We start from the raw sequence: 16479 nt of genomic DNA on the forward strand, positions 1-16479 counted from the left end.
CTCCTCGCGATGACGTGTCGAGCCCGCCGGGATGCGGACGGGCTCGTGGCGCTTCCGAGACTAGTGGGCTGCGTCGGCGGCGAATGCACCGGATGGTGGCCGACAGCGTGCCCGGAACGACGTCAGCCGGCTATCAGCCGCGACCGTCGGGGGCGGTGTACTGCACGCCGAACACCATCGACGCCGGTGCACGCACCGCTTCGACCTCCACGGTGGGATCGTCGTCGCCGGGGAAGGCGTCACGGTCCTCGACGAGGTCGGTGTCGTCGTCGTGCGAGGTGTCGACGGGGTCCGGATCCTGATCGTCGAGGTCGTCGAGGTCGTGATCGACGTCGTCGAACTCGTGGCCCTCGGTGTCGAGGTCGCCGGCGTACCAGGCGCGACGGGCGGCGCGGGTCGACGGCAGGAGTCCGTGGACCAGCGTCACGACCATGCCGACGACGGCGAACCAGCCGAAGGTGAAGACGCCGGCGGCGGGCACCGTCGCGCCGGCCGAGCCGAGTTCGCCGAGTTCACCGCCGGCGATCCAGGTGAGCAGCACCATCGCGACCGCGGCAAGCCCGGCGGTCGCGGCCACGGTGCGCGTGGCGCGCATCGGGTCGACGTGGACGGCGCGGCGGGCGGCGACGATCGCGACGACCGCGGTGAGGAGCATCAGTCCGGGCGCAGCGACCGACACCGTCGAGGGGAGGACGGCGACGATCGGCAGAGGGGGCACCGAACCGCCGTGCGCGGAGAACAGGTCGCCACCCGCGGTTCCGATGTGGGCGTCGGCGCCCACGAGGACGGCCGCCGCCCCGATCACCATGTTGGGCAGGTAGAGCACCGACAGGACGGTGAGGCCCAATGTCCCGGCGAACCCGTTGCCCTGGGTGAGGACGTCGCCGACGACCGAGAACTGCCAGATCAGCCGCACCACCAGCAGCAGTGCACCGGCGCTCAGCAGACCGATCACCGCGACCGCGGCGGCGCGGAACGCGTTGGGTGCCCATTCGGCGACCCCGAGACGGGTACCGATCCGGGCCCACCGACCGTGGCTCACGCCCAGGCCGGCACCGACACCGTGCACGGCGACCGTGCAGGCCAGCGCGAGCAGGACGTTGGGGCTCTGCACGGTGAGGACGGTGGATCCGTCCATCACCAGCGCGAGACTCAGGACGGTGATGAGGAGCGGGCCCGCGACGGCGGCGAGGAGGACCGCGGTGATCTCCGAGCGTCCGCGACGGGACGCGGCGCCTGCCGTCACACGGGCGACGATCGCGACGATCAGGAGGGTCGGCAGCAGCGGGAGGATGCCGATGGTCACCTCGCTGATGGTCAGCGGGACCTGGTGGGCGGAGAGCCACATGGCGCCGACGGCGGCGGTCAGCCCGGTCATGGAGCTGCCCGCGGCGAGCAGCGACGCAAGGGCGAGGACGACGATGAGCAGCATCGTCGCGGCGCCGACACCGAAGGCGACGACGACGAGTTCGCGTGTGGAACCGGCACTGTGCGCGTCGTGTCGACGTTGCGCACGGCGCAGTTCCCGAAGACGGGTGGACAGGGTGTCGCCGGTGGAGATGACCATCGACGATCAGGGTGTCATCGACGGGCCCTGACCTGGGTCAGGCGCGCCGAGTCACCTCGACGCGCCCGACCGGTGGATCAGCGTGCGTCCGACGACCCCGGGTGGTCCGGGCTCTGGAACGAGGTGGTGCGCTCGCCGTACGGCGAGGGACCGGGCTGCGTTCCCGCGGTGGGCAGCCCACTGGCGGCGTCGCCGCCGGTCGCCGACGCGCCCGCGCCGGATTCGGTGGTGCCCGCCGACTGCCCGTATGTCGGCTGCGAGGGCTGCGCCTGGGCCGATTGCCCGTGCGCCGGGGTGGCTGCGGTCTGGCTCGCCGAACCACTGGCGTGCGCATCGCTCGAACCGGTCGACTGACCCGTTGCCTGGCCCGTCGACTGGCCCGTTGACTGGCCGTAGCCGTAGGCCGACGGGGTGACGGCGGTCTGCGCGGCCGAGTCGGCGGTGGCCGACTGACGACCGGTGTCGGCGGTGCGGTCGGTGTCGGAACCGGTCGACCCCTGCAGCGGCGCGGTCTTGAGGACCTTCGCGTCGACGAGCAGGAGCACGACGGCCACGACGGCCTGGATGAGACCGAACACCAGGAGCAGGATCGCGCCGATGCCGGCGCTCACACCCTCGGGCAGGGTCACGATCTGGAACAGCGCCATGAGCGCGGCGACCACCGAGAGCGGCGCAACGACGTGGGAGACCTTCCCGGTGATGTTCGGCAACAGTGTCGTGCCTGCGATCAGACCGGCGCCGGCCAACACGAGCAGCGGGACGCCGATGATCGACTGGAACAGGGTGCTGCTGCCCGCGGTGTCACCGAAGCTGATGCCGTTGGCGAAGCCGAGGAACAGGTTCACCAGACCGAGCGCGGTGAGGATGTAGACGAGGTAGGTGCCGATCGCCGCGGGCAGACCCTGGCTCGGCTTCTTCACCGGAGTGGGCTGACCCCACGGCTGCTGGCCGCCCTGTTGGCCCTGGCCCTGGCCCCAGGCCTGCTGGCCCCACGGCTGCTGGCCGTAGCCCTGCTGACCGGGCTGCTGACCGTAGCCCGACTGCCCGGCCTGCTGGCCCGGCTGCGCGCCGTAGCCCTGGTAGCCCTGCTGACCGGGCTGCCCGTAGGTCGGCTGCTGGCCGTAGCCCTGCTGACCGGGCTGCTGCGGCTGCCCGTAGCTCGGCTGACCGGGCTGCGCGCCGTAGCCCTGGTAGCCCTGCTGACCGGGCTGCCCGTAGGTGGGCTGCTGCCCGGCCTGCTGTCCATAGCCCTGGGGATAGCCCTGCTGGCCCCACTGCTGGCCCTGCTGGCCGTAGGAACCCGGGGTTCCGTACTCCGAGCCGCTCGCGGGTGTCGAGCCCGAACCTGGTCGGTCGTGGCCCCCGCCGGATTGATACGTCATGTGGTGTCTCCTCACCGGATTCGTTCGCGTGTGACCGCGTTGGTGCACTCGTGACCTCAGGCGATCGCGTTCCCGCGATCGACCGGCGGTCGATCATCGCTGCCCACGCTAACGTACCGATGTCCGCGAGCATCCCCTCCGACATCGACGAAACCCGACACGACCGGCGGGTTCAGCGGTCGTGTCGGGCGAGTCGGACGATGTCGGACGGACCGATGATGTCGGACGCGTCAGCTGTACCAGGTGGGCTCCGGCAGTTCGCCGATCAGCTGGTGGCGACCGACCTCGCGACGCTTGTAGGCGACCGGATCGTGCAGCGTGTGCGTACGGACGTTGCGGAAGAACAGGTCGAGTCCGACCTTCGACGAGGTCGAGCGGGCGCCGGTGACCTCGAAGATGCGCGTGGTGATCTCGAGCGCGACGTCGGTGGCTGCGGCCTTGGCGGCGGCGACCCGCACCTCGTGTGCGCCGCGTTCCTCGGCGGTGACGTCCCAGGCGTTGTCGTGGATCTCCTGCTGCTCGAGCGCCACGGCGTCGGCGAGCGCCTCGGCGGCCCACAGCTTGGTGGTCAGGTCCCCGTAGGTGTCGATGACGTAGGGCTCGTCGACGGCGCGGTCGTGGCCGCCGTGCAGCCACGGACGGGTGACGTCGCGCGTGTAGTCGGCGGCGGTCTGCAGGGCGCCGCGGGCGATGCCGAGGTAGAAGTTCACGAACACGAGCTGGATGATCGGCACGTTGAGCGTGTTGTAGACGCGGGGCTGGAACTCCTTGTCCACGAAGCCCGCCGCCGACGCCCACTCGGTGGTCACGTTGTCGATGGTGACGCTGCCGCTCTCGGTGAGGCGCTGACCCAGGTTGTCCCAGTCGTGGTGGAAGGTGAGACCTTCGCTGTTGCTGGGCACGATCGCGAAGACGTGGGCGCCGGTGGTCTCGAGGACGCCCTCGAGCACGGTGACGTCGGAGACGTGCGATCCGGTCGAGAACGACTTGGCGCCGGTGTAGCTGATGGTGTCGCCGTTGTCGGTGATCTTCACGTCGCTGTCACGTGGGTTGACCGCGCCGCCGAAGAACCACTTGTTCTGTGTCGCCGCGGTTTCCACGGCCTCGATCTGCTCGCGGGTACCGACGAGGCGCGCCGCCCAGAACCACAGCAGGTGGTAGCCCAGGAGCTGGCCGACCGATCCGTCGCCGGCCGCGACCGCACGGATCACCTGGTAGGCGGTGACCCAGTTCTGGCCGCCCCCGCCGTGCTCGACGGGGCCGAGGAGGGTGACCAGGCCCGAGTCCTTGAGCAGGGCGACCTCGGCGTGCGGGGTCGCCCCGGCACGGTCACGTTCGACGGCGTCGGCGGCGAGGATCGAGGCGACCTCGTGGGCGCGCTGGATCCAGCCGGCGGAGTCGCTCGGCGTCTGCGTCCATGCGCTGCGGTCGGGATGGGTGCTGGTGTCACGGGAGAGTGTCGATGTCATGGCGACCATGACAGCAACGCCTGCCGCACTTGTGACCGGTTGCGCGCCGTGTGAGTTGAAGTCCCGCTCACCAACGGTGAGCGGCGCCCCGGGCGGTGTACCACTCCAGCAACGAGGGGTCGTCCATCGACCGCGGGTCGATGGCGACGTCGGACCGCCCGGCCAGGATGCCGGTGACCGGGACCTCGAGTTTCTTCCCGGTGCGGGTGTGCGGGATACCCGGGGCCTCGATCACCTCGTCGGGGACGTGTCGCGGGGAGAGTCGGGTGCGGACGTCGGAGGCGATACGCGAGATCAGGTCGTCGTCGAGGGTGGCGCCGTCGACGAGGGTGACGAACAGCGGCATCCAGTAGGCGCCGGCGGGTCCGTCGACGCCGAGGACGAACGCCTCGGCGATCTCGGGCACGGCCTCGACGACCTCGTAGATGTCGGCCGATCCCATACGGATGCCGTGACGGTTGAGGGTCGCGTCGCTGCGGCCGTGGATCACCACCGATCCGCGGTCGGTGACCGTCACCCAGTCGCCGTGACGCCACACCCCGGGCGCCTCCCCGGTGGTCCAGACGTGCTCGAAGTAGGCGGCGCGATAGCGACTTCCGTCGTCGTCGGCCCAGAACGACACGGGCATCGACGGCATCGGGGTGGTGATGACCATCTCCCCGACCTCGTCGATGAGTTCGGTCCGGTCGGGCGCCCAGCTGTGCAGGGCCACACCTAGATAACGCACCGAGAGCTCACCGGGGACGACCGGCTCGCCGACGGATCCGCCTACGAAGGCGGTGACGACATCGGTGCCGCCGCTGACCGACGACACCGCGACGTCGGCGCCGACGTTCTCGGCGACCCAGTCGAACAGGTCGGCGGCCAGCGTCGAGCCGGTACTGCCCAGGGTCGCGAGTCGGCGCAGGTCGTGATCGGTGCCCGGATGCAGTCCCGCCTTGCGGGAGGCCTGCAGCTGACCGGGACTGGTCCCGAAGTAGGTGACGCCCTCACGCTCCAGCAGCGACCACAGCCGGTCGGCGTCGGGATACAGCGGGGAGCCCGAATAGCAGATCACCGTTGCGCCGCAGAGCAATCCGGCGACGCGGTAGTTCCACATCATCCAGCTGAGCGCGGTCTGCCAGAAGAAGACGTCGCGCGGGCCGAGGTCGGAGTGCAGCGAGATGACCTTGAGGTGTTCGAGTACGACACCGCCGTGGCCGTGGACGATCCCCTTCGGACGGCCAGTGGTGCCGGAGCTGAAGAGCACCCACAGCGGATGGTCGAAGGCGACGTCGGTGACCTGCGGCGTCCGGGGCTCGGTGACGACTGCGCCGTGGTCGATGACCGCGAGGGCGTCCCATCCGTCGGTCGACAGCACGGGGCCGCCGTCGATGTGCACGGTGACGACGGCACGCAGGGTCGGCAACGCGGTGACGAGTTCAGCGACGTGTGCGCGTTTGTCGATCCACTTGCCGTTGTAGCGGTAGCCGTTGGCGACGACGAGTGCGGTCGGGGCGAGTTGGCCGAGGCGGGCGGCGGCGCCGTCGGGTGCGTAGTCGGCGCCACAGCCCGACCAGATGGCGCCGAGCGAGGCGGTCGCGAGGAACACGGTCATGGCCTCGACGATGTCGGGAAGGTAGCCGACGACCACATCGCCTTTTCCCACACCGGCATCGGCGAGTGCGGCGGCGAGGGCTCCGATCTGTCCGGGCAGGTCGGCGCGGTCGATGACGGTCCGCTCCCCCGCCTCGTCGATACCGATCAACGCCGGCCCGTGTCCCTCGTGGGCGTGACGCAGGATCTGGTCGACGTAGTTGAGTTCGACGCCGGGGAACCATCGGGCGCCGGGCATGGTGGGGTCGGGAAGCACGGCGTCGTCACCGGGACCCAGTGGTGCGCCGCGGTTCTCGAGGTCGAAGAAGTCCCAGAGGGCGCGCCAGAACCGAGCGGGTTCGTCGATCGACCACTGCCACATCGAGGCGTAGTCGCGCCCGACGCCGTCGGGCAGGCAGTGCGCGAACCGTTCGATCGCGGTGGTCTCCGGCGCGGTGTTCATCCGGCGTCTCCTGCGATCATCTGCGCGGCCTGCTCGCGCATCACGACCTTGCGCACCTTGCCGGTCACGGTCATCGGGAACTCGTCGACGATGTGGACGTACCGCGGGATCTTGTGTTTCGCGATCACCCCGGACGCGAACTCCCGCAACGACTCCGCCGTCATCGCCGGCGCCCCGTCGCGCAGCCGCACCCACGCCATGATCTCCTCGCCGTACCGTTCGTCGGGGACGCCGATAACCTGGGCGTCGAGGATGTCGGGATGGGTGTAGAGGAACTCCTCGATCTCCCGGGGGTAGATGTTCTCGCCGCCGCGGATCACCATGTCCTTGATGCGTCCGGTGATCTGCACGTACCCGTCGTCGTCCATGACGGCGATGTCGCCGGTGTGCATCCACCCGTCGTCGCCGAGCACCTCCGACGTCTTCGCCGGCTCATCCCAGTAGCCGCTCATCACGCTGTAGCCGCGGGTGCAGAACTCGCCTGCGACACCGCGGTCGACCGTCGCGTCGTCCCCGTCGACGATCTTGATCTCGAGATGCGGACCGACGCGACCGACCGTGCCGACGCGGCGGTCGAGGGAGTCGTCGGTGCGGGTCTGCGTCGACACCGGCGACGTCTCGGTCATGCCGTAGCAGATCGACACCTCGTCCATGTTCATCCGCGTGACCACCTGGCGCATGACATGTTCCGGACACGGCGACCCCGCCATGATCCCGGTGCGCAACGACGACAGGTCGTAGGCGTCCGGGCCGGCGGAGTCGAGGAGGGCGAGCTCGGCGATGAACATGGTCGGCACGCCGTACAGACTGGTACACCGGTGCTGTTCGACTGCGCGCAGGGTTGCATCGGGGTCGAAGGCCGGGGCGGGGATCACCATCGCGGCACCATGACTCGTCGCCGCGAGATTGCCCATCACCATCCCGAAGCAGTGGTAGAACGGCACCGGTATCGCGATCCGGTCGGCGGCGGTGTACCCGCAGAGTTCCCCGACGAGGTATCCGTTGTTGCCGATGTTGCGGTGTGACAGCGTCGCCCCCTTCGGGAAACCCGTTGTCCCAGATGTGTACTGGATGTTGATCGGGTCGTCTGCCGCCAGCCCCGCCGTCACCTCGGCGACCTCCGCCGACCGCTCGGGAGTCGGGGTGGCGAGCAGCTCCTCCCACTCCCTGTCGCCCATCACGACGACCTCGCGCAGGTCCGGACACGATGTACGCGCGGTGGCGAGCATGGCGCGGTAATCCGAATCCTTGAACGACGGCGCCGCGATGACGGTCGAAACACCCGACTGGACGAGGGCGTATTCGATCTCTCGCTGCCGGTAGGCGGGGTTCAGGTTGACGAGGATGACGCCGATCTCGGCGCACGCGTACTGCGTGACCACCCACTCCCACCGGTTCGGCGACCACAGCCCGAGGCGATCGGCGGGGCGCAGTCCCCGCGCGTGGAGACCGGCGGCGAGAGCGTGCACCACCGCGGCGAACTCCCGATAGGTCCACCGCCGGTCCGCTGCGCAGTCGATGAGGGCGTCGTTGTCGGGGACGCGGGCGACCGTGGCGGCCAGCGTCGCCGGGATCGTCTCCTCGAGCAGGGGCGGTGCGTCCTCGCCGCGGGCGTAGGAGGTCTGAGGGGCGGACTGCGTCATACCGACATGATGCATCCCTGCGTGACACAGGTCACGATTCCCGCCTACGGTGGTGTCACCGACACCGGTGACACCACCGATCACAAAGGACGGCCGTCCCCACCACCCCCGGGGCCGCGGCCGGACACATACGCAAAGGCCCAGGTGACCCCTATGACCCTCGCAACCGACCGTCCGAGCGACGGCCCGACCGACCCGCACCGAGACAGCGCAACCGCCTTCTCGCTCGACGACCGTTACACCTGTGAATCCGGCACGATCTACCTCACCGGCATCCAGGCACTGGTCCGGATGGTCGGAGACCGCGCCCGACTCGATCGCCGCGCGGGCCTGCGCACCGCGTCGTTCCTCTCCGGCTACGAGGGATCGCCACTCGCCGGCTACGACCTCGAGATCGCCCGCCGTCGGCGGCACCTCGATCCGCTCGACATCACCCACCGCCCCGCCCTGAACGAGGAACTCGCCGCGACCTCGGTGATGGGCTCGCAGGTCGCCGCGCGGGTCGGCCACCTCGCCGCCGACGCCGACGGCCAGGTCCGCGACGGTGTCGTCGGCTACTGGTACGGCAAGGCCCCCGGTCTCGACCGCGCCACCGACGCCCTCCGGCACGCGAACCTCATCGGCACCCATCACCACGGCGGCGCGGTGGCCCTCGTCGGCGACGACCCGGGCGCGAAGAGCTCCACCGTCCCCTGCGCGTCGGAGATGGCCCTGGCCGATCTCTACATGCCGATCCTCTACCCCGCGGACTCGCAGGACATCCTCGACTTCGGCATCCACGCCGCGATGATGTCGCGCGTGTCGGGGCTGTGGACGTCGATGAAGATCTCCGCCCATGTCGCCGACGGCGCCTCGACCGCTGTCGTCGACCCCGACCGGATCGTCCCGGTGTACGGCGATCTGGGCACCAGCCCGCACATCCCGAGCGGCAAGCTGCTCGGCGCGAACCTGATGGAACTCGAACAGAACCAGCTGACCATCCGCAAGCCGCGGGCGCAGGAATACGCGCGACTCAACGGTCTCAACCGCATCGTGTCGCGCACGGCCGACGACCGCATCGGCATCGTCGCCGCGGGCAAGACCTACCTCGACGTACGGGAGGCGTTGCGGCTCATCGGGATCGGCGACGACGAGCTGGGGGCACTCGGGATCCGCATCCTCAAGCTCGGCATGGTGTACCCCTTCGAACGTCAGGTGCTCGACGACTTCGTGGCCGGGCTCGACGAGGTCATCGTCGTGGAGGAGAAACGCGACTTCATCGAGACGATGATGCGTGACATCCTCTACTACCCACATGGGTCGAGCTTCGCAGGCTCCGTCTCCCGGCGACCCGATGCACCGGCCATCGTCGGTAAGGCGAATGAAGACGGGTCGACGTTGTTCTCGCGCTTCGGCGAACTCGACATCGACGCGGTGGTGCGAGGACTGGCCTCGCGCCTCGCCCGCCGCCACCGCGTGCCCGCCGCGGTCGACTGGGTCGACCGTCAGGGCCGCAAGCGCACCCGCATCGAGCTTCCCCTGGCGGTACGCAGCCCGTACTTCTGTTCGGGCTGCCCGCACAACAGCTCCACCAAGGTCTCCGACGACACCCTCGTGGGCGCCGGGATCGGTTGCCACGCGATGGTTCTGCTGATGGATCCCGCGCAGGTCGGTGACGTCACCGGCGTCACGCAGATGGGCGGTGAAGGCGCGCAGTGGTTGGGTATGGCGCCGTTCCTCACCGAGCGCCACTTCGTGCAGAACGTCGGCGACGGCACCTTCATGCACTCCGGTTCGCTCGCACTGCGCTACGCCGTGGCCTCCGGCGAGAACATCACCTACAAGCTGCTCTACAACGGCACCGTCGCGATGACCGGCGGTCAGGACGCCGTCGGTGCGCAGGGACTGCCGCAGTTGACGGCGCTGCTGCTCGCAGAGGGCGTCCGTCGTGTGGTCGTGACCTCCGACGATCCGACCCGCACCCGCGCGCTGGGACTCCCGGCCGGGGTGACCGTGCGGCACCGCGACGACATGCTCGACGTGCAGAACGAGTTGGCCGCCGTCGCGGGCGTGACCGTCCTGGTGCACGATCAGCACTGCGCGGCCGAGAAGCGCCGCAAGCGCAAGCGCGGCAACGCACCGGTCCCCGCGCAGCGCGTCATGATCAACGAACGCATCTGCGAGGGCTGCGGCGACTGCGGCGAGACGTCCAACTGCCTGTCGGTGCATCCGGTGGAGACCGAGTTCGGACGGAAGACCCACATCGATCAGAGCTCGTGCAATCTCGATTTCTCGTGCCTGAAGGGTGACTGCCCGTCGTTCGTGACCGTCACCGCGGGAACCACACCGGCACGGCGGGTGGTCGCCGAGATCGCCGCTGATGCCGTCGCCGAACCCGCTCGTCGACGCCTCGCACCCAACGGTTTCCGTCTTCGCGTGACCGGCATCGGGGGCACAGGTGTCGTCACGGTGTCTCAGGTGCTCGCAACCGCGGGTGTGCTCGACGGTCACGACGCGCGCACGGTCGACATGACCGGTCTCGCCCAGAAGGGCGGCGCGGTGGTGAGCGACATCAAGATCGGGGTATCGACCTCCGACGGCCCGATCGAGCAGGCGGCGAAGATCGCCTCAGGTGACTGCGACCTCTACCTGTCGTGTGATCCGCTCGTCGGTGCCGACCCGATGAACCTGAAGGTCGCGAGCCCGGACCGCACCACGGCCGTCGTGTCCACGAGTGCGATCCCGACCGGCGCCATGGTGGTCGACACCTCCATCGGGTTCCCCTCCGACCGACAGATCCACGATGCGATCGACCGCGCGACCGGACGGGCGGTCTATCTCGACCCGATGTCGTTGGCGACCGGCCTCTTCGGCGACGAGCAGTACGCGAACATGCTGATGGTCGGCGCGGCGTATCAGACCGGTGCGCTGACGATCTCGGCTGAATCGCTCGAGCGGGCCATCGTCGTGAACGGCGTCGCCGTCGCCGCGAACCTGCAGGCGTTCCGGCGGGGCCGTCAGGTGGTCGCCGATCCGGCCGGTGTCGCGGCCGCGATCGAGCAGGCCCGACCGGCACCCGTGGCGGTCGACCCGTCACCGACGGCCACGGCGATGCTGTCGCCGTTCGGCGACATCGACGAGGAGCTGCGCGACGTCCTGCTCCGGCGTGTCGACGAGTTGGTCGCCTACCAGGATCGGCGGTACGCGCAGGCCTTCCTCGATGACGTCGCCGGGGTTCGGGCGACGGAGACGGCCCTGGGCTCACCGCGTCTCACGATCGCCGTCGCGCGCAACCTCTTCAAGCTGATGGCCTACAAGGACGAGTACGAGGTGGCTCGCCTCACCGCCGACGCGGCGTTCGCGGCGGAGGTCGCCGGCCAGTTCGGTGACGACGCGAAGGTCGCCGTTCGCCTGCACCCACCGACGCTGCGTGCGATGGGTATGCGGAACAAGCTGTCGTTGGGTGGCTGGGCGCGGCCCGCGCTCGCAGGTCTGGCGGGGGCCAAGAGGCTGCGGGGCACCCGATTGGACCCGTTCGGTCGGGCCGAGGTGCGTCGCACCGAACGCGCACTCATCGTCGAGTATCGGGATGTGCTGGACAGCATGGTCGCGGCGGTGACGCGTGGCGCGATCGACGACACTCACCTCGACGCCGCCGTGGCGCTCGCCGAGCTGCCCGACATGGTGCGAGGTTACGAGTCGATCAAGATGGCCAACGTCGCCCGCTACCGACAGGAACTGGCGCGACAGAGGAATGCACTGGGGATCTGAGCAGGGTCAGCGCACCGGGTGGGTGGTGAGTTCGACGCCGGTGTCGCGGTGGGTCCAGGTGATCGATCGGTCGGGATGCATGTGGACACGCCAGAGCCCCACGGTCTTCACGTGGTGATGGAGCACGCACAGCAACGCGAGATTGATCCGGATCGTCCACCCACCGCCGGCCGGGTTCGTGTGGTCGAACGGGATCTGGTGATCGATCTCGCAGGCGCCGGGCGGTTGGTTGCAGTACGGGAACCTGCAGTGCTGATCGTGGTTCTCGACCCACTCGCGCAACGACTGTGACGGCGAGTAGGTGAGGGCACCGCGGGGCGGTCCCGGAGCCGGGGTGTGACCCGATGTCTGGCGGTGACCCTGCCGCACGCAGCCGATCGTCCCCGGGGGCGGCGGCGTCCCCGCCGCGCCCCGGACGCCGACGACTGGTTGCGGTCGGTGAGGACGTCGTCGGCCAGCGTCTCCCACGATGCCTCGGTCGACAGTGCCCGTGCCAACGCCGGATCGATCGCGCCGTGGCCCTCGATCCACGGAGTCATCATGGCCGGGCCGCCGGGGATCTCGCTTGCCATGATCGTGTCGAGGTCGGTGTGCAGCACGACCATCGTTCGTGTCGGTTCCACCTCGGCGGATCGATCGGCCGACGCGCTCGGGCAGTGGTCGGATCCACACCAGCACGACAGTGTGTTCTCGGCGCGGGCCATCGCGAGGAGCGCTGCGACACGCTTCTGGCCGATCGACCGCGGATCGGCAGGGCACAGCGTGGCAACCAGGGCAGCGATCCGGCCGTCGATCTCGACGCCGTTCTGGGCCGGGACACATCCGGTGATGGCCGAGTGCCCGTGCCGATCGGGCTTCACCCGGAAATCCTGCTGTTCGGCGAACGCCTCCCGGTCATGTGCTGCCTGCTCGGGATCGAGATCAATGCTCATCTCCTCGAGCCGGTCACGGAGTTGCCTGTGCGACATCGCCGTATCGGCATCGAGGCGGACAGCCTCCGCCTCGAGCTGTTTGCGTACGAGGGGCTCGTGGGTGCCGATGGTGGTGGCGATCATGTTCACGCGGTAGAGATCCATGTCGCCGTGGAGGAATGCGGCTCGGAGATCCGGCAGACCCTCGAGAAGGATCGACAGACCGATGAGCGTGGTGGCCTTGGACGTCGACACGCCCAACGTGGTCGCGACCTCCACGGTCGCACCTTTGTCGGCGATGTTGCCGAACTGCGGGCCCAGGCCATCCTCACCGGCACTGATGGCGGCGAATCGGATCGCGTGGAGACGACCGGCGGCGATCACCTTGGCTGCGGCGCAACGGTTCTCCGACCGTTGCGCATCCCTGGCGATCGCGATCGCGACATGGGCAGACGGCGACGCCAACAGGTCGTCGACCCCCGTCACATCCACCCCCGCGAACATGACCTCAGCCTAGCGACACCCTCTGACAATCCCTGCGGGAGAACGCAGGAACAGTCGAAACATGCACAGCCACAACCCCGTTCACAGTGAATCGACGGTCGCCACGAACAAGCCGTCGATCAGCCGACGTAGTCGGTTCCGTTCCAGCGCAGGATCTTCGAGGTGATCGTGCCGTTCGCGCACGCCGGGTTGCAGTCGTTGTTCGACTGCTTGATCGTGTACTGACCCGACGCACCCGGACCCTGCAGTTCGGCGTGGTAGTAGCGGAACGGGCCGTCGCTGTAGGTGGTCCCGATCGGCGCGAACCCTGACGCAGTGGGGTGCAGGACGATGACCCCGTCGTAGCGACCGGGGTTGTAGGTCACGAAGAGATTCCCGGTCGAGTCGGTCGCGGGCGAGGCGACGCCCCACCGCGATTCGCCGTTGCCGTCGACGAAACTCCATCGCACGCGATTGTTCCCGTCGACCGCGATGAGGCACGCGTCCTGCGGACCGAGTCCGTTTCCGATCATGGCGAACACGCGAGTCGGCCCCCACGATGGGTGCGTGATGTCTCCGGATCCGGCGACCTTCATGCCCGCGCACTTCGAGGGGGAGCCGGTCGTCGGAGGTTGCGCGGGAAGCCCTGCCGCCGCAGGAGCGGTGGTCGCGTCGCCGTCGGAGGTCGTCTCGCCGGTGGTCGAGTCATCCGACGAATTCTCGGATGCCGTCGGGTCACCCCCCGCCGATGTACTCGTCGACGCCGACGCGGTGACGGTCACGGTGCGCGCGGGGGTCGCGCCGTCGTCGGATCCGCACGCAGCGCACACCAGGATCATCGCAGCCAGCGCCGAGAGGGTTCCGACACCACGGCGCCGATTGTTCGCAGACATGTTCGTCACGGTAACGGCCCCGACGTCCTCCGGCCCGGATTCGGCGAACTGTTCACGCGTTCGCAGCACGCTCCTGCCGTAGCGTCGCGACCATGTCCGCACCTCGCACCTCCGCCGCCCCGGTCGCCACCGGGGTCACCGACTCCGCGCTCGCCGGGTTGCGCCGGTGGAACGTCGGCCTCACCGTGCTGCACGCCGCGCAGGCCGTGGCGATACTGCTGCTGGGGAACGGCTTCGCCATCACCATCAACTCGTCGTTCCCCACCGGTCCGCCCGGTGCCGCCCAGCCGCCACCGTCGTCGTTGGTCGACGTCTCGATCGGTGCGGCGATCGCGGTGTTCCTGTTCCTCGCCGCCGGCGACCACCTGCTCACCGCGACGCTCGCACGCGGCGCCTACGAATCGGACCTGCGGCGCGGCATCAACCGGTTCCGGTGGATCGAGTACTCGATCAGCGCGACGATCATGATCGTGCTGATCGGTTTCTACTTCGGTCTCACCGACATCGGCACGGTGATCGCGGTGTGCGGCGCGAACATCGCGATGATCCTGTTCGGGTGGCTGCAGGAACGTATGAACCCACCCGGCCGCGCGAGCACCACGATGCTGCCGTTCTGGTTCGGGTGCGTCGCGGGCGCGGCCCCCTGGGTCGCGATCGTCGTCAACTTCGTGGGTGCGGGCGACAGGGTGCCCTCGTTCGTGATCGGCATCTTCGTGTCGCTGCTCGTCTTCTTCTCGACCTTCGCGATCAACCAGTGGCTGCAGTATCGGGAGATCGGCCCGTGGCGCAGCTATGCGTTCGGCGAGAAGACGTATCTGGTGCTCAGCCTGGTCGCGAAGTCGCTCCTCGCGTGGCAGATCTTCGGCGGTTCGCTCGCCGTGTGAGAAGTTCTCCCCCGATCCGGAAATAGATGCGCTCTGCATATAGTTGGGCTATACATCTACTATTCCGGCGACAAGGGGAGCTGCCATGACCAAGGCCCTGACCACCCGGTGGCGAGCGTTCTACGGTTCGCTGCCTCCCGCGCTGCAGATGATCGGACTGCAGCTGTGGCTGCCGGTCTTCTTCATGATCGCCTTCTGCTTCTGCTACCTCGGAGCGTTCCACTCCCCGCAGATCCACGATGCGCCGGTCGCGGTCGTGAACTCCCCCGCCGCGTCGACGTTCACCGACCAGTTCTCGAAGGCGCAGCCCGGCATGTTCGACTTCCGGCTCTACCAGACCGCCGACGAGGCGACCGAGGCCGTGCGCGACGGTAGCGCCGCCGCCTCGCTGAGCCTTCCGTCGCAGGCCGGCGGCAAGCCGATGGTGACCATCGCCAGTGCGCACCAGTTCCAGGCCGCCTCGCTGATGAAGAGCGCCTTCACCCAGACCTTCGCCCAGAGCGGCTCATCGGTGCAGATAAACGACATCGCCCCGCTGCCGGCGGGCGACTCGTACGGCATGGGCGCGATGTACCTGATGTTGTCGTGGTGCATCGGCGGCTACATGGTCGCGATGTTCATCGGCATGATGGGTGCGCCGTTGAGCCACCGCACGCGCGTCGGCATCCTCGCCGGCGGCGCCGTCGTCGCATCGGTCCTCACCAACCTGCTGGCCGGCCCGGTGATCGGTGTGTACTCCTCCGACCACCTGCTGCCGATGATCGGGATCTCGTTCCTGTGGGTTCTCGCGATCGGACTCGCCGTCAACGGCCTCTCGTACTTCTTCGGCCGCTTCGTCACCGCCGTCGCGCTGCTGATGTTCGTGTTCCTGTCGATCCCGTCGTCGGGTGCGGCCTACCCGACGTGGATGGTGCCCCGCATCTTCGGCGACCTCAACCCTCTCGTCGTCGGTCACGGCATCACCGAGATGATCAAGCGCGAGCTCTACGGCGTGGGCGAACCGCTCTGGCAGCCGCTGCTGCTGGCGGCGGGCTACGCCCTGTTGGGCATCGTGACGATGTTGGTCGGCAAGCGGTGGCGCGAGAGCAAGGAGTTCGACCGGATCCTCGCGGGCAAGACGACCATGATGGCCGCCGCCCAGGGCGCGATGATGCGCAAGGGCATGGCCGACCGCGAACGCATACTCACCGCACACGGCCTCGACTCCGACGCCAACCCGATCGAGAAGGACGAGGTCGCGGACACCGACCGCCCAGACGAGTCCGACACCCTCGTGCAGGCCGGTCGCTACTCGGTCGACGACATGGAGACGCAGTTCCGCGGCGACCCGATGTTCGACGGCAACAACCTCGGTGGCGGTTTCGCCGACGAGGAGCGCGAGTACGAGATGCGCGAAGCGATCCGCCATCCGAAGCACGAGGCGCCGCGCTAGGCCTGTCGCATCCCACCGAGATCGTCC

Annotated in this window: 10 protein-coding genes; 3 read left to right on the plus strand and 7 right to left on the minus strand. The window is 68.8% G+C overall.

Annotated features, from left to right (window positions below):
- Window positions 1-133: 133 nt before the first annotated feature.
- From ACLBW1_RS08055 to ACLBW1_RS08075, 5 genes are all read right to left on the minus strand, one after another.
- Window positions 134-1567 carry a cell division protein PerM gene (locus ACLBW1_RS08055; protein ID WP_447811308.1) on the minus strand — a complete coding sequence of 478 codons (1434 nt, stop codon included), beginning with the start codon at window positions 1565-1567 and terminating at the stop codon, window positions 134-136.
- A gap of 77 nt (window positions 1568-1644) precedes the next feature.
- Window positions 1645-2949, minus strand: coding sequence for a DUF5336 domain-containing protein (locus ACLBW1_RS08060; protein ID WP_447811309.1), 1305 nt, complete (start codon window positions 2947-2949; stop codon window positions 1645-1647).
- A 230-nt stretch (window positions 2950-3179) separates the two neighbouring features.
- Complete coding sequence (locus tag ACLBW1_RS08065) at window positions 3180-4418, minus strand: acyl-CoA dehydrogenase family protein (protein ID WP_447811310.1); 1239 nt, start codon at window positions 4416-4418, stop codon at window positions 3180-3182.
- Window positions 4419-4485: 67 nt separating this feature from the next.
- Window positions 4486-6456: an acetoacetate--CoA ligase gene (locus ACLBW1_RS08070; protein ID WP_447811311.1), complete on the minus strand. Its 1971-nt coding sequence runs from the start codon at window positions 6454-6456 to the stop codon at window positions 4486-4488.
- Window positions 6453-8099 carry an AMP-binding protein gene (locus ACLBW1_RS08075; RefSeq protein ID WP_447811313.1) on the minus strand — a complete coding sequence of 549 codons (1647 nt, stop codon included), beginning with the start codon at window positions 8097-8099 and terminating at the stop codon, window positions 6453-6455. Before ACLBW1_RS08075 ends, ACLBW1_RS08070 begins: the two co-directional genes overlap by 4 nt.
- A gap of 153 nt (window positions 8100-8252) precedes the next feature.
- Between ACLBW1_RS08075 and ACLBW1_RS08080 the strand changes: the two genes are divergently transcribed.
- Window positions 8253-11849, plus strand: a complete 3597-nt coding sequence (locus ACLBW1_RS08080; RefSeq protein WP_447811314.1) for an indolepyruvate ferredoxin oxidoreductase family protein — start codon at window positions 8253-8255, stop codon at window positions 11847-11849.
- A 107-nt stretch (window positions 11850-11956) separates the two neighbouring features.
- On the opposite strand, the gene ACLBW1_RS08085 is transcribed toward ACLBW1_RS08080, so the two are convergent.
- Both ACLBW1_RS08085 and ACLBW1_RS08090 read right to left on the minus strand, forming a co-directional pair.
- Window positions 11957-13264: a DUF222 domain-containing protein gene (locus ACLBW1_RS08085; RefSeq protein ID WP_447811315.1), complete on the minus strand. Its 1308-nt coding sequence runs from the start codon at window positions 13262-13264 to the stop codon at window positions 11957-11959.
- A 119-nt stretch (window positions 13265-13383) separates the two neighbouring features.
- Window positions 13384-14136 (minus strand): hypothetical protein, encoded by a 753-nt coding sequence (locus tag ACLBW1_RS08090; protein ID WP_447811316.1) that lies wholly within the window; start codon window positions 14134-14136, stop codon window positions 13384-13386.
- 92 nt (window positions 14137-14228) lie between these two features.
- Here ACLBW1_RS08090 and heR point away from each other — a divergent pair, with 92 nt between their 5' ends.
- Both heR and ACLBW1_RS08100 read left to right on the plus strand, forming a co-directional pair.
- Window positions 14229-15020, plus strand: coding sequence for a heliorhodopsin HeR (gene heR, locus ACLBW1_RS08095; RefSeq protein ID WP_447811317.1), 792 nt, complete (start codon window positions 14229-14231; stop codon window positions 15018-15020).
- 85 nt (window positions 15021-15105) lie between these two features.
- Window positions 15106-16452 (plus strand): ABC transporter permease, encoded by a 1347-nt coding sequence (locus ACLBW1_RS08100; protein ID WP_447811318.1) that lies wholly within the window; start codon window positions 15106-15108, stop codon window positions 16450-16452.
- Window positions 16453-16479: the final 27 nt, after the last annotated feature.

This window comes from Williamsia sp. M5A3_1d (assembly GCF_053345315.1).